Genomic DNA, 14,917 nt, shown 5'->3' with positions numbered 1-14,917 from the left:
TGGATCGTCGTCTATGGTGGGAGGAGCTCCTCCCGCGGACGGAATTCCGTCCGTTTGTCCACGCCCACGATTGAGGTACTCTGCTTGAACCATAGTTTACGGTTGGCGGCTCTTACGCTGGCTCTGTCGACCACCGTGTTTTTACCCCAAGGCTGGTCCCAGACCTCCGGCCTGCCCGCTGATACCGATGGACACGATGCGGCAGCCAGTTCTGCGCCTCTGCCGGAGAACGCGCTCCCGGACGCGCCTGGCCAGTCCTCTTCCTCCTCGACCCAGAATCAGACCCCGGCTGATGCCGCGACCGGCCAGCAGACGCAGGGACAGCTGACAGATCAGCAGAAGCGGGAAGCGGCTGAGGAGCAGCTCAAGAAGCAGGAACAGCAACGGGTGATGGGGGTGATGGCCACCTTCAACACCACGTCGAATCGCGATGCCGTTTCACTGACTGCGGGGCAGAAATTCCAGCTCTTCTTCAAGAGCTCGACTGATCCCTGGCCCTTCACCTTGACGGTGTTTTCAGCGCTTATCGACCAGGCCGAGGGCAGCCCGACAGAATATGGGGGCGGAATCGGCGGCTATGCGAAGCGTTATGGCGCAAGTTATGCCGATTACTTCACTGGAAACTTCTTCGGTAACGCGGTTTTTACCTCCTGGTGGCATGAAGATCCGCGCTTCTTCCAGAAGGGGACGGGCAGCAAGATGAGCCGTGTTCTCTGGGCCGCTGCGAGCACGGTATGGTGCCGTCGCGACAATGGCAGCTGGGGGCCGAATTACGCGAATGTGGCAGGCAACCTGGTGGGTTCGGCTATCTCGAATCTGTATTATCCGGACTCGGAGCGCTCTGTGGGCGATACCTTCCAGCGTGGCCTTACGGTGACGGCGGAAGGGGCTGTGGGCGCTGAAGTCATTGAGTTCTGGCCGGATTTCGTGCGCCATCATCGGCGCAAGCAGGCCGAGAAGCAGGCACGTCAGCAGGCCGCGCAGGATGCCCGCGATGCTCAGGCTGGCAAGAAGCCGGCTCAGACACCGCAGCCGTAGCTGGCTGGAGTCTGAATGCCGATTTTTGCAGAAACGCAATGTTGGAACTGAAACCTCCTGACGAAAGAAAACCCTGGTTCTCTCGAACCAGGGCAGGAGGTTTTATGTATTTTGAGACTTCTACAGGGTAGAAGTCTGTCTCCTGACCGTCCTGATCCAGAGGACGGTTTTTTCCTTCCATCTTTTGGTTGAGTACCGCCTCCTGCCGGTGTCAGAAGGAAACGATAGAATCGCCTGGGAGCACGAACCATGAACAGCCAGCCGCAGGGCTATGCAAACCACGCCAAATTTCAGCCGGTTATTCATTTCTTCTTATTGCCGGTACTGCTGGCGAACTTCATTCTGTGTGTGGTTTGGGCGGTGCGGCATCCGGGCTTTCAGACCGTGTGGATGGTGGTGATGGCTGTGGCGCTGCTGGTCCTGATGCCGCTGCTCCGCCTCAATCCGCTGAAGGTGCAGGACCGTGTCATTCGCCTCGAAGAGCGAGTGCGTCTGGCTGCGCTGCTGCCGGAGCCGCTGAAGGCGCGGATTCCGGAACTGAGTGTCGATCAGCTGATCGGCCTGCGTTTTGCCTCGGATGCGGAACTGCCCGCGCTGGCCGCGCGGGCGATGAACGAGAAGCTGGACCGCAAGCAGATCAAGCAGGCGATCCAGAACTGGCGGCCGGACGACTGGCGGTTGTAGCTTTTATCCGCGTTTTTCTTCGAGCTCGCTCCAGCGGGCGTAAAGCTGGTCTACCTGTGCCTGTGCTTCCGCGACTGCGGACAGTTCCGTTTGCAGGCGCGTCGCATCGGTGACGACCGCGGGATCTTCGAGCGCGGACTGGTGAGCCTGGAGCTTTGACTCGGCCTCGGCGATGCGCTCTTCGATCGTCGACCACTCGCGCTCTTCCATGTAAGAGAGTTTTTTCTTCTTCGCGGGTGCGGCTTCGCTTGTAGCTGGGGTTTCCTTCACAGGTGCAGCTTTTTCAAGCTTCTTCGCCTGCTCGCGGGCCTGTTCTCGTTCAGCGAGCCATGCCTCCCACTGCGCGTAATCGGCGAAGGCTCCGGCGTTGCCTTCCCCATCGAGGCCGATGACGACGTTGGCGATGCGGTCGAGCATGTAGCGGTCGTGGGTGACAAGCACCAGCGAGCCGGGATAGTCGAGCAGCGTCTCTTCGAGAATCTCAAGGGTGGGGATATCGAGATCGTTTGTCGGCTCGTCGAGCACGAGGACGTCGGCAGGCTGCAGCATGAGCTGCGCAATGAGCACGCGGGCGCGCTCGCCGCCGGAAAGGCGCGAGACGGGCTGATTGAGCTGCTCGCCGGTAAAGAGAAAACGCGCGGCCCAGGATGCGACGTGCACGATGCGGTCCTGATAGACGATGGAGTCGCTGTCGGGTGCGAGGGCGCGGCGCAGCGTCTGGTCACCGTTGAGAGTGCGGTTCTGCTCGAAGTAAGTAAAGCGGAGCATGTTGGCGCGCTTGATTTCACCCGAGGTCGGTTCGAGGTCGCCGGTGAGCAGGCGCAGCAGCGTAGTTTTGCCGCTGCCGTTGGGACCGACGAGTCCGACGCGCATGCCGGACATCAGGTGGAAGTTGAGACTGCGGAAGAGGACGCGCTCATCATAGGCATAGGTCAGGTCGTCGAGTTCAATCAGTCTCTTGGTTTGCCGGCCTGTAGACGCGAAGTCGAAACTCGCATTCGAGACCTTGCTGCGATTGCTGAGGTCGGCAAGCTCGGCGATGAGGCGATTGGCGTTGTCGATGCGTGCCTTGGCCTTGGTAGCGCGGGCTTTCGGGCCGCGCCGCAACCATTCCTTTTCGACCCGGACGCGGTTTTCGAGCGCCTCCTGATGGCGCTGCTGCGCGTGCAGGAACTCTTCCTTGGCTTCGAGAAAGTCGCTGTAGGTGCCCTTTGCGCGCAGCATGCCGTTGGGATAGGCACGGTTGAGCTCGGCCATCTGCGTGGCGACATTCTCGAGGAAGTAGCGGTCGTGGCTGATGACGACGGTGGCGAAGGAGCCCTGCGTCAGCAGAGATTCGAGCCACTCGATGCCGGCGAAGTCGAGGTGATTCGTCGGTTCGTCGAGGAGAATGAGATCGGGCTGTTGCACGAGTGCTTCGGCGATGGCCATCCGCTTGCGCCATCCACCGGAGAAAGTCGCTGCGTCATCGTCGAGGCTGTTGAAGCCGGTGAGGCCAAAGATGGAGTGGATACGGGTATCGTGCTCGTCGGCAGGCACGCGGGCGCGTTCGAGCGCGGCCTCGAAGACCTTGCGGACGGTCGACCCTTCAGGGAAGTGCGAGTCCTGCGCGACATACGCCATGCGCATGCCTTTGCGCGTGGTGACCTCACCATCGTCGGTGTCGATCTCCCCGGCGAGCATCTTGAGTAGCGTCGATTTGCCGCTGCCGTTGGGGCCGATGAGTCCGATGCGGTCGCCGTCGTTGACGGTGAACGAGACATCGCGGAAGAGCGTGGTCGCTCCGAAGGACTTGGAGATGGATTGTGCGTTGAGAATCAGCAAGCACTTCTGATTTTACTTGGTTGAAGGCGAGTCTTCCGGCTCGAGGCAGCGTACACAGTAGAGGATGAGGCCGAGCTGGGCGTGGCGTCCTTCTTCTGTGCTAACCCAGGGGCGCAGCTCCCATGGCGGGCGATGACGCACATGCTGGCCGTGGCCGCAGGCCAGCTCGGCGACCCAGTCTCCGTGTTCGTCCTGGTGGAAGCCATGGATGGGTTGCGGTTTTCCTGGCTGAGTAGAGGCGGGCATGGGAAGTGGGTAGAGCGCGAGATGCCATTCGCCCTCGGCTTCGATTCTATTTCGCTCAGGAGGTGCAGTGCACAAAGTTGCCGCCACTGCTTTTGACGGCATAGAGAGCCCGGTCGCACTGCTGCATGAGCTCGTCCCAGCCGCCGGCGGCGCTGCTCAACTCGGCAACGCCGAAGCTGGCTGTCAGGGAGAACTCATGGCTGCCGTAGCGCACGCACAACTGTTCGAGCGCCATACGCAGCCGTTCGGCCAATGCCTGGGCCGCTTCGAGCTCTGTGGCATCGAGGAGGATGGCGAATTCATCGCCGGCCCATCGTGCCAGGGTATCGCCGGGGCGGGTTTCGCGCTGCAGGCAGCGGGATACGGCGATGAGCGCCGCGTCGCCGCCGAGATGTCCGAAGGAGTCATTGATCTCCTTGAAATTATCGAGATCGAAGAGGATCGCGGAGATGGGAGTGTGGTTCTTTCCCTTTGCGGCGATGGTGCGCTCGGCTATGGTTTCCAGGGCACGGCGATTGTAAAGGCTGGTGAGTGGATCGGTCGTGGCCTGTTGCACCAGGTCGTGATGAAGACGCGCGGCGGTCATCCAGACGAAAGAGACGATGATACCGCCCTGCAGGACGGAGGTATTGATAACCACCCAGGCCAGCAGCGGTCCGCCGCGCAGGTAGTTGCCGGGTGCGCCCTGCAGTACAACGCCGGCCAGGCGGATCAGGTTTCCGGCGGCGAGCAGAAAGAGCACAATGCCCATGATCCAGCCGGCACTGCGCATGTAGGGTGGCGTACTGCGGAAGACAAGCCATCCGGTAATGGTGAGCTGTACGGTCAGCACAATGCTCAGAGCGATCAGGCGTCGACTGGTATTGGGGTGGACAGCTCCGTACTCGATCATGGCCAGGATGAAGGCTGACACCAGTGCAATCTGAAAGCGCCAGCCATAGGCTCCGCGGCCGAAAAAGCTGGTCATCGAGCGATGGAGAAAGAGATAGCCGAGCGAGAACAGGGCATTGCCGCAGACGATCGAGAGCCAATCGGGAATGGTGCCACGGAGCGCCACCAGCGCAGCGCCTCCACATACGGAGACGGCAAAGGCAGGGAACCAGGCTAATCCGGGGGCACCGCGATGCACACGCAGGTTGAGGAAGGTCAACAGCGTGTATAGCGCGAGAAGCACCGCGTGCTCGACATGGAGAGTGTGGAGATCCATGTGCTCGACCCAGGTTGTGAGCGTGCGTCTATTGTGAAGACCGCTACAGGCCTGCGTCCATGGGAAAGTTGCGATACGAAGTATTTTTGCTGCAAAGCTCCAGTACAGGCAAAGTGGCAGGAAATGTAAAAAGGCCATCGGCTGGATATGCCGATGGCCTTTTTCGGTGCGTTTCTAGACTTCTGTTACTTGGAAGCCTTCATGGCCTGCTGAAATTCCTCGTAGGGGCCCTTGAAATCGTCGATTTTGCCGCCCTCGAAGTTCCAGATGCGGGTCGCGACTTCTTCGATCAGGTCCTGATCGTGGGTAACGAGCAGGACGGTGCCCTCGTACTTCTGAAGAGAGATATTGAGCGCATTGATCGATTCGAGGTCGAGGTGATTCGTCGGCTCGTCGAGGATGAGGATGTTCGGCTTCTGCATCATGAGCTTGCAGAAGAGCAGACGTGCAGCCTCACCGCCCGAGAGCGCGGAGGTGGGCTTGAGGCCTTCTTCGCCGCGGAAGAGCATCTGGCCGAGAATGCCGCGAATTTCTTCGGCGGACTTCTTCATGTCCCACTGGTGCAGCCAGTCGGCAACGGTCAGGCCGTGCTCGATCATGCCGGTGTGATCCTGCGGGAAGTAGCCGATCTGGGCTTCGTGTCCCCACTTGATTTCGCCAGCGGTGAGATCGAAATCCTTGTCCCTGTGCTCCGGGTCGGCAGAGAGCAGGGCCTTGAGCATGGTGGTCTTACCCTGGCCGTTCCGGCCCATCAGCACGATCTTGTCGCCGCGCTGCACCATGCCGCTGAATCCGTCGAAGACCTTGAGATCGTCATAGCTCTTGCCGATATTCTCGAACTCGAGCGCGGTCTTGCCCGAAGGTCGGTTGAGGTCGAAGCGGATATAGGGGCGTTGAATATTCGAGCGCGAGAGCTCGGTGGTCTGCAGGCGCTCGACTTCCTTCTTGCGGCTGGTCACCTGGCTCGAACGGGTACCGGCGGCGAAGCGCGCGATGAACTCGTTGAGCTGAGCGATCTTCTTCTCGCGCTGCTCGTTCTGCGATTCCAGGCGCGAGCGGATCTGCGTCTTCGCGACCACCATGTCGTCATAGCCACCGGTGTAGGTGATGATCGTCTGGTAGTCGATATCGGCGGTATGCGTGGTGACGCTGTTCAGGAAGTGACGGTCGTGCGAGATGGTGATGAGCGTGCCGTCGTAGTTGAGCAGGAAGTCCTGGAGCCAGTGGATCGAGTCGAGATCGAGATGGTTCGTAGGCTCGTCGAGGAGCAGGGCCTGGGGCTTGCCGAAGAGCGCCTGCGCGAGCAGTACGCGGACCTTCTGGCCGCCCTGGAGCTCGCCCATCTTGCGGTCGTGCAGCTCGTCGGGGATGTCGAGGCCCTGGAGCAGGATGGCGGCGTCGCTCTCAGCGGTGTAGCCGTCTTCTTCGCCCACGATGCCTTCGAGCTCTCCGAGGCGCATGCCGTCATCGTCGGTGAGTTCGGCCTTCGAGTAAATAGCGTCGCGCTCTTCCATGGCGGCCCAGAGCGGTTTGTTGCCCATGATGACGGTATCGATGACGCGGTAGGCGTCAAAGGCGAACTGGTCCTGGCGCAGCACACCGAGCTTCTTGGGGCGGACGACGTTGCCCTTCTGCGCATCGAGCTCGCCGGTGAGGACCTTCATGAAGGTGGACTTGCCCGCGCCGTTCGGGCCGGTGAGGCCGTAGCGGCGGCCGGCGACGAAGGTGACGGAGACGTCCTCGAAGAGGATCTTGGCGCCGTAGCGCATGGTGACATTGCTGACTGAAATCATTCGGTTCTCAGGAGAGGAAGTGCGGAGGCTCGGTGATGCGGAAATCACTTCCCCCTTTTGCTATTGTATCGGGGAAAGTGATCTGGATGAACGATGGGAAGCCTGATCGAGATAAGGCTTCCCATCGTCATGCGACGAATTAGAAGCATTTTGAACTGCAGGTTAACGCACCAGGTGGCTTACGATCTGGTTGGTCGCCAGGGCTGCGAGATATGCCAGCGCGCTCATGTATGCAAACTGCAGCGCCGGCCACTTCCAGCTGTTGGTCTCGCGCTTCACGATGGCCAGCGTGGAGGTGCACTGCATGGCGAAGGCGAAGAAGACTACCAGCGCGAGTGCGCCGCCGAGCGTGAGATCGTGATGGAGCGCGGTCTGCAGGGCTGCGCCCTCGGCGCCGTAGAGCGTGCCAAGCGTGCCGACGATGACCTCGCGGGCGACCACCGAGCTGAGCAGGCCGATACCGATCTTCCAGTTGAAGCCGAGCGGGCGGATGATGGGTTCGATCAGGTGTCCGACGCGGCCGATGATGCTGTCCGGCAGATCGGAGTGCATGGGCAGGTGGCTGAGTACCCAGAGGATCAGCGTGACCGTCAGAATGATGGTTCCGGCCTGCTTCAGGAAGACCTTGCCGCGATCGAAGACGCGCAGGCCCAGCGAGCGCAGGGTGGGCAGGCGGTACTGCGGCAGTTCGAGGATGAATGGCGCGGTCGAGGTCTTGAGAATCGACGACTTGAGCAGGCGCGCGGTGCCGAGCGCGGCCAGAAATCCGAGCAGGTAGAGCGAGAGCATAACCGCGGCGCGCATGCCGAAGAAGTCGCCGAGCAGCGGCTTGTTGGGGATAAAGGCCGCGATCATCAGCAGATAGATGGGCAGGCGGGCCGAGCAGGTCATGAAGGGTGTGACAAGGATGGTGGCAAAGCGGTCGCGCTTGTTCTCGATGGTGCGTGTGGCCATGATGGCCGGCACGGCGCAGGCGTAGGCCGAGAGCAGCGGGATGAAGGCCTTGCCGTTGAGGCCGATCGAACGCATCATGCGGTCGGCGATCAGCGCGGCGCGGGCCAGGTAGCCGGAGTCCTCGAGCACGCCGATGAACAGAAAGAGCAGCAGAATCTGCGGCAGGAAGACGAGCACGGAGGCTACGCCTTTCCAGACACCGTCAATGAGCAGCGACTCGAGCCAGCCGTGGCCGAGGTGCGCGCCGATGGCGTCACCAGCGTTGTTCAGGATGTCACCGAAGCCGTCGCTGAGCGGCTGACCGATGGAGAAGACCACCTGGAAGACGGCGATGACGACCACGAGGAAGAGAATCGGGCCAAGGATGCGGTGCAGCAACACGCGGTCGAGCTTGCGCGTCCATTCGGACGAGAGCGGCGCCTTGTACTTGGTGCGGGTGCTGATGCCGGTGGCCCACTGGCGGTAGGAGCGCGGGTTGTCGACGACCGGCAGCTCCAGCCTTCCTCCCGCTCCTGGGCTGGGGATGGCCGGCTCGCTCTTGCGATTGAGAAAGTGGGTGATGGCGTCGATGCCGGTGCCGCGTGCGGCGCTGATCTTGGCCACGGGAACACCGATTTCCCGGGCGAGAGCCAGCGTGTCTACTTCGCCGCCGCGGGCCTCCATCAGGTCGCTCATGTTGAGCAGGACCATGGTGGGTAGCTTGAGCGCAAGAATGGGGGCGGCGAGCATGAGCTGGCGGCTCAGGTGCAGCGAATCCAGGACCAGCAGGATGGCATCGGGCTGGGGTGTGCCGGGCATCCGGCCGGTGAGGACCTCGACCGAGACGCGGGCATCTTCGGAGTAGGAGTCGAGGCTGTAAATGCCTGGAAGATCAATCAGATACAGATCACTGCGGCCAATACCGCTAAGCTTGCCGACATGCTGTTCGACGGTGACGCCGGGGTAGTTGGCCACCTTCTGGCGGAGACCGGTCAGGCGATTAAAGAGCGTGGATTTGCCGGAGTTCGGAGGCCCGATGAGCGCGACGGTTCGAAGCTTTCCTGGAACCTTCGGTTCAGGCAGGATCTCGATGGTTTCCGTGGTGCAGCAGTCGCTCATGGGCAGCTATTCCGCCTCTCCTTCGTACATATCGGCCTTCATCCCTCGGCAGGACGGACCTGGATCGAGCGGGCGGTTTCCCGGCGGAGCGCGACCTCGAAGCCCTCGATGGCATAAACGGTGGGATCGCCGGCGGGGGCGCGGCGGACGACGATCACGCGTGCATCCGGGACGAATCCCATGTGCATGAGGTGGTGCCCGATCTCGTCCGGCAGCTCCAGCGCATCCACAATGGCTACGGTGCCGATTTCCAGTTCACTCAGTGCTTTCAAGATGCATCCAGCTGACGGCCCGGCATACCAGATTCAACCGTCTTCCTCTGATGATAGCGCAATTGCGACCAAAGAGCTCGGAGTTTATGCCGAGCGGTCTAAAGCAGCGTCGGAGCTGCGTAGAGAGACGGCTCAGCGGTTCTGCACCCTTCGAAAAGAGCTGCCATAAGATAGGGCGCATGAGCGAAACGATGAGTCTGGAGACACTGCGGGCGGCGCTGCGCGAAGCCCACCCACCTGTGGGTCTGACGCCCCTGGTGGAGGCGATGTGGTGGGAGGCAAAAGGCGACTGGACGCGGGCGCACGAGATCGCCCAGGCGATCGACAGCCGCGACGCAGCCTGGGTGCATGCTTATCTGCACCGGCGCGAAGGCGATGAGGGAAATGCCGGCTACTGGTATCGGCAGGCAGGCCGGCGAGCGGCGCACATTCCGATGGATGACGAGTGGCGGGAGATCACGGAAGAACTGCTCGGACGCTGATGGCTTTGTTCTCGCGCGATGCCAGCCCCGCATGTTCGATTCTGAACAGAAATAACTGTCGCCGGACAGCAGGGATCAACGCGTTGGCAGATAAAGTGCAGATTGCATAGGGGATATGAGCCGGATGGGAACGGTCCTCGGCATGCACGTGCAGGCTCTGGACGGAGCCCCGGCTGAAGTTATGCCTGTGGACCGGATCGAGTTCCATGGGAGCTTGCGCCATGATGGCAGACCTGAAGTATGCCTTTCGTCAATTGAGGAAGTCGCCGGCATTCACTTTGACGGCCATGCTGACGCTGGCTATCGGCATCGGCGCAAACACCGCCGTTTTCAGCATGCTGGATGCCATGATGCTGCGGCCGATCGCGGTTCCGGACCTCGGGCGGGTGATGACGCTCGGAGGGCAGCAGAAAGGCAGCGACGATGCGCGGGTTTCGCTGGCCGATTTTCTGGACTGGCAGCGGGAGACGCGCTCCTTCGAGTCGATGGCGATCCGACAGGACCGGGAGATGAACCTGACTGGCGCGGGCTCGGCGGTGCATGTGGAGGCCGAGGCGGTTTCGCAGGAGTTCTTCTCCCTGTTGCAGGTCCAGCCGCTGCAAGGACGGCTCTTTCGCGCCGATGAGTCGGAGCCAGGGCGCGACGGCGAGATCATTCTGAGCTATCGCTTCTGGGCGCGGCAGTTCGGCAGCGATCCCGGTGTGGTGGGACGGCCGGTTCTGCTGGGAGGCCGCAATTACACCGTCGTCGGTGTGATGCCGCGCTCGCTGGCTTATCCCCCGGAAGCCGAGCTCTTTATCCCCCTGGCGCCGACTCCGGCGCAGCGGACGGACCGCAGCGATCGCCGCTATTTTGCGGTGGGCCGGTTACGGCCTGGCGTCGCGCTGGGCGTAGCCCAGGCAGAGATGCGCGCGGCAGCGGAACGTCAGGCAGCGCAGTATCCGGAGGCAGACCGCGGCTGGAGCGTGACGGTGGAACCGCTCCTCAAGGGCATCAACGGGCCGATGACGCCGCTCTACCTGAAGATGATCATGGCGGCGACGACCTTTGTATTGCTGATCGTTTGCGCAAATGTGGCCAACCTGCAGTTTGCGCGGGGACTGAGCCGGCGCGGGGAGATGGCGCTGCGGACGGCGCTCGGCTCAAGCCGTTGGCTGCTGCTGCGTCAGCTCCTGGCGGAGAGTCTGCTGCTGAGCATCGGTGGCGCGGCAGTAGGCGTGCTGCTGGCGATTCTGGATCTGCATATCCTGCTGGCTGAGATGCCGGAGCGGATTGCGCGCTATATCGCCGGCTGGGAACAGGTCTCGCTGAATGGCCGCGCACTGGTACTTTCGGTGGTGCTGGCGATGGCTGCCGGGATGATCTCGGGTCTGGCACCGGCGCTCGAGGCGCTGCGTGTAGACCTGGTGGGGCAGCTGAAGGCCGGCGGCCGCACGACCACCGGTGCCCGATCGACGCATCGGCTGCGCAGCATTTTTGCCGTGGCGCAGATTGCGTTGGCGGTGACGCTGGTGATCGGCTCGGCGCTGATGGCCAAGGGCATGTGGTCGATGTTGCACAAGGAAGACCGGCTGGAGCCGGCAAAGGTGTTGACCTTCGAGTTATGGACGCCGACAGGCCAAAGCAACGATCCTGCGCGGCTGGCGCAGCAGTATGAGCAGAGTCTTGACCGGCTGCGCGGTCTGCCGGGTGTGCAGGCCGTTGCGTTGACTAGCAATGTGCCAGACGGCAATGAAGGAACCTGGGATCAACAGCTCGCGATCGAAGGTCGTCCAGTGGCGCCGGGACAGGTGCAGATCGCATCGCGGATCACGGTGAGCCCGGGGTTCTTCGATGCGATGCAGGTGAGGCTGCGGAGCGGACGTCTGCTGACACAGCGGGATGGTATCGATACGCCACTGGTTGCAGTGGTGAGCCGGCAGTTTGCCGAGGTCCACTTTCCGCACGAGTCGCCGCTGGGACATCGGGTGCGGCTGGGGGAGAACGATCCGACGCCCTGGGTGACGATTGTGGGAGAGGTGGAGGATATGCAATATGAGTGGATCGATCCCGGACCGGAGCCGGCGATCTACTTGAGCGTGATGCAGTTTCCGACAGCCTCCACGCGCTATGTGCTCCGCACGGCTGGCGATGCGCCGGCGCTGGCTTCTGCGGCGCGGGCGGCGATTGCGGGCATCGATCCGACATTTGCGATCTCCGGCATGGAGAGTTATGCGGGATATCTGCATGATGCGCTGATCGGACTGCTGTATGCCGCGGGGACGCTGGTGCTGGATGCCGGAATTGCCTTGCTGCTGGCCGCGCTCGGTATCTTCGGTGTGATGGCGAGTGTGGTCGGCGAGCGCCGTAAAGAGGTTGGACTGCGGCTGCTGCTGGGCGCAACACGTGGCGATGTGACGCGGATGTTTCTGCGCCGTGCGGGCATGCTCACGGCTGTCGGCATGGGGGTCGGCGTCGTGGCAGCGGCAGGACTGGCTCGCGCTGTCGCGAGTTTGCTCTTCGGTGTGCGCCCGGACGATGTGGCGGTCTTTGGCGCGGCGCTCTCGGCGATTGCGTTGCTGGCGCTGGGAGCGAGCTGGATTCCCGTCCATACCGCATCGCGGATCGAGCCAGTCACGGCGCTGCGTGACGAATAAAAATATGTAACCACCGAGGTGACAATATGTGGGCAGAGTTGAAGCTGGCTTGCAGACAGATGCGCCGGGCGCCTGGGCCTGCGTTGGCGGTGGTCGTTACACTCGCTTTGGGCATCGGTGTGAACACCGCAGTCTTCAGCATGGTGGATGGCTTTCTGCTGCGCCGGCTGCCCTATCCAGAGCCGCAACGTCTGGCGGCGCTGGTGACGCATATCGAAGGCACGGACCGCAGCGGGCATTGGTTGGATGAGGATGACAGCCATGGTCTGGATGATTGGCGTCTAGTCAAACAGCATGTGACTGCAGCAACGGTGGCGGCGTACGAGGGGCAGGTGGGGTCGACCGCGAATGGTGTGAATCTTGCGGCAGAAACAGCCTCGGGCCACGTCGCACGTTTTGTCACGGCGGCAGCGGTCACGTCTCATTTCTTTGAGGTGCTGGGTATCGAGCCGCTGCTCGGCCGTGCGTTCACCGATGAGGAGAGCCGCGCGGGGGGCACGCGTGCTGCCATGTTGAGCTATGGGTTGTGGCAGTCGGCGTTTGCCGGGGATCGCGGTGTGCTGGGCCGCACTATCAGCGTAAAGGGTGAGCCGTACACGGTTGTTGGAGTTCTGCCGGCCGGCTTCACGAAGCCGCATGGCGACAGTCAGCTCTACACTGTGCTGCAGCCGGGCGACGCGCAGGGCGCGTGCTCGGGATATGACTGCGGCATTCTGCTGCGCCTCCGTGCAGGCGCGACATGGGACAAGGTGCGCGGAGAGCTGGCGCACCTGCCGATTCATCCCGATGCGCGTTCGACGCCGAGCCGCGCGTGGCTTTATGCGCAGCCGATGCAGCAGTATCTCGGGGAAGATAACCGGCCCAGGATACTGGCGTTGATGCTGGCAGTCGGATTCATTCTGCTGATTGCGTGCGCGAATCTTGCCGGGTTGACGATGGTGCGCATCGCGGGGCGCACGCAGGAGCTGGCCACACGGCTGGCGCTGGGCGGTACGCGCTGGAGACTTCTGCGGCAGCTATGGCTGGAGAGCCTGTTGCCGGCCGGGCTGGGCGCGATGGCAAGCGTCGGGCTGGCTTCTGCATGTCTTCGCATGATGGAGCATCTGCTACCACCCGAGCTGCAGCCTATGGGAGGTTTTGCCATCGATGGCAGAGTGCTCCTGTTTACGCTTGCAGCCACGCTGGTCACAACGGTCCTGTTCGGAGCTCTGCCTGCGCTGGCTGTGCGCAGGGTGGAACTGCGCGCCGCGATGGCTGCGAAGAACTACAGCATCGCCGGTGGCTCGGGGCGGTCGCGTCGTCTATTGATTGCGGGCGAGGTCGCGCTCACCGTCGTGCTGGTTGCGGCATCCGGCGTGATGACGAGAACGCTTGTCTATCTTGAAACGCTGCCGCCCGGATTCAATGCGCATAACATCACGCTGGGCAAGTTATCGCTCGATGAAGACCGCTATCATGAGCCGGCGGCTTTCGATGACCTGCTTACTCGCAGCCTCGCCGCCATGCGGAGTATCCCTGGCGTGGAGAATGCCGCCGCGGGGCTGAGCGTTCCCTATGAGCGCGGATTGAACTGGAACGTACAGATCGCAGATGGCAAGAGCGCGGGTGAGCGGACGAACACCAACCTGAGCTGGGTGAGCCCGCAATACTTTGAGGCTCTTCGCGTGCCGGTGCTTTCCGGGCGCGAGGTAAGCGAAATCGATACGGCGGCGAGCGAGCCGGTAGCCGTGGTCAATCTGGCGTTTGCGAAGCAGTTCTTTGGAACGGCGAACGCAGTCGGTCATCATTTGAAGCTGCCGAAGCTGGGCAAACAGGATTTGCCACCGATGCGCATTGTTGGCGTGGTTGGAGATGTGACGAAGGAGCAGGGCATTGTATGGACAGCTCCGCTCGGCACCGAGCCGGTGCTCTATCTTCCGGCGGCGCAGTTTCCTGCCCGCATGCTTGCACCGGCTCACCTCTGGTTCGAGCCCTCGTGGATCATCCGCACGCGCGTGCCGGTTGCGGATTTGAGCCGGGCGATGACGAGCAGCCTTGCGAGTGTCGACCGCGATCTGTCGTTTTCGGGCTTCTACAGCTTTGATGACCTGATGGGGCATGAACTCGCCATGCAACACGTCGAGGTGACGCTGCTGGGCACGCTGGCGATTTTGGCGTTACTGCTTTCCGCCGTCGGCGTGGGATCGCTGGTGGCGAGCGCGGTGGTCGAGCGGCGCAGGGAGATCGGCATCCGCATGGCGCTCGGTGCGACGCTGGGCGAATCTATGCGCAGAACCGTGCGGGCAGGCCTGATGCCGGTACTCTTCGGTGTCAGCGCCGGAATGATGAGCTGCTTCGCCGTGCTGCGCATGCTGCGGAGCGAGATTTACGGTGTGAAAACTTACGATGTATGGACTCTTATGCTGACGCCTCTGCTGCTTCTCGGGATTTCGTTGCTCGCCGCGCTTGTGCCTTCCGGGCGCATTGCGCAGATCGATCCGGCGGAGACACTGCGCAGCGAGTAGCAGAATATTTCGATAACGAAAATTTATGTCCGCGTTGGTGGTAAAAGCGCATGACGGGTCCGCTGTCGCTGGGAGCGTTGTATCTGCCGGAATAAAAAGGGAACTGGCAGAGTTATTCGGATCTCCGGCTGAAATCAGCGATAAGTGCCAGCTTATCGCTGCTATTTCTCTTGCTGATC

General features: G+C 61.9%; 11 protein-coding genes. 5 read left to right on the top strand and 6 right to left on the bottom strand.

The window, feature by feature from the left end; translation table 11 throughout:
• Positions 1-84 precede the first annotated feature (84 nt).
• Both ESZ00_RS01360 and ESZ00_RS01355 read left to right on the top strand, forming a co-directional pair.
• Complete coding sequence (locus ESZ00_RS01360) at positions 85-1,038, top strand: hypothetical protein (RefSeq protein ID WP_129206376.1); 954 nt, start codon at positions 85-87, stop codon at positions 1,036-1,038.
• Positions 1,039-1,287: 249 nt separating this feature from the next.
• Positions 1,288-1,722, top strand: a complete 435-nt coding sequence (locus tag ESZ00_RS01355) for a DUF6526 family protein (RefSeq protein WP_129206375.1) — start codon at positions 1,288-1,290, stop codon at positions 1,720-1,722.
• A gap of 3 nt (positions 1,723-1,725) precedes the next feature.
• On the opposite strand, the gene abc-f is transcribed toward ESZ00_RS01355, so the two are convergent.
• The 6 genes from abc-f to ESZ00_RS01325 form a co-directional block, all read right to left on the bottom strand.
• Positions 1,726-3,546 carry a ribosomal protection-like ABC-F family protein gene (gene abc-f / locus ESZ00_RS01350; RefSeq protein ID WP_129206374.1) on the bottom strand — a complete coding sequence of 607 codons (1,821 nt, stop codon included), beginning with the start codon at positions 3,544-3,546 and terminating at the stop codon, positions 1,726-1,728.
• A gap of 12 nt (positions 3,547-3,558) precedes the next feature.
• Complete coding sequence (locus ESZ00_RS01345; protein ID WP_129206373.1) at positions 3,559-3,792, bottom strand: DUF3565 domain-containing protein; 234 nt, start codon at positions 3,790-3,792, stop codon at positions 3,559-3,561.
• 55 nt (positions 3,793-3,847) lie between these two features.
• Positions 3,848-4,999 carry a GGDEF domain-containing protein gene (locus ESZ00_RS01340; protein WP_164981280.1) on the bottom strand — a complete coding sequence of 384 codons (1,152 nt, stop codon included), beginning with the start codon at positions 4,997-4,999 and terminating at the stop codon, positions 3,848-3,850.
• A 185-nt stretch (positions 5,000-5,184) separates the two neighbouring features.
• Complete coding sequence (locus ESZ00_RS01335; RefSeq protein ID WP_129206371.1) at positions 5,185-6,792, bottom strand: ABC-F family ATP-binding cassette domain-containing protein; 1,608 nt, start codon at positions 6,790-6,792, stop codon at positions 5,185-5,187.
• Between the two features lie 162 nt (positions 6,793-6,954).
• Positions 6,955-8,844 (bottom strand): ferrous iron transport protein B, encoded by a 1,890-nt coding sequence (feoB, locus tag ESZ00_RS01330; protein ID WP_129206370.1) that lies wholly within the window; start codon positions 8,842-8,844, stop codon positions 6,955-6,957.
• Positions 8,845-8,882: 38 nt separating this feature from the next.
• Entirely contained in the window at positions 8,883-9,116 is a 234-nt protein-coding gene (locus ESZ00_RS01325; protein WP_229740876.1) for a FeoA family protein, read from the bottom strand.
• A gap of 191 nt (positions 9,117-9,307) precedes the next feature.
• Here ESZ00_RS01325 and ESZ00_RS01320 point away from each other — a divergent pair, with 191 nt between their 5' ends.
• The 3 genes from ESZ00_RS01320 to ESZ00_RS01310 all read left to right on the top strand — a co-directional run bounded on the left by ESZ00_RS01320 (position 9,308) and on the right by ESZ00_RS01310 (position 14,738).
• Positions 9,308-9,598: a hypothetical protein gene (locus ESZ00_RS01320; RefSeq protein ID WP_129206368.1), complete on the top strand. Its 291-nt coding sequence runs from the start codon at positions 9,308-9,310 to the stop codon at positions 9,596-9,598.
• A gap of 221 nt (positions 9,599-9,819) precedes the next feature.
• Positions 9,820-12,234 carry an ABC transporter permease gene (locus ESZ00_RS01315; protein ID WP_164981279.1) on the top strand — a complete coding sequence of 805 codons (2,415 nt, stop codon included), beginning with the start codon at positions 9,820-9,822 and terminating at the stop codon, positions 12,232-12,234.
• A gap of 26 nt (positions 12,235-12,260) precedes the next feature.
• Positions 12,261-14,738: an ADOP family duplicated permease gene (locus ESZ00_RS01310; RefSeq protein ID WP_129206366.1), complete on the top strand. Its 2,478-nt coding sequence runs from the start codon at positions 12,261-12,263 to the stop codon at positions 14,736-14,738.
• Positions 14,739-14,917: the final 179 nt, after the last annotated feature.

Source organism: Silvibacterium dinghuense (genome assembly GCF_004123295.1).
Taxonomy (GTDB): Bacteria; Acidobacteriota; Terriglobia; order Terriglobales; family Acidobacteriaceae; genus Silvibacterium; species Silvibacterium dinghuense.
This window is presented reverse-complemented; position numbering and strand designations above follow the sequence as displayed.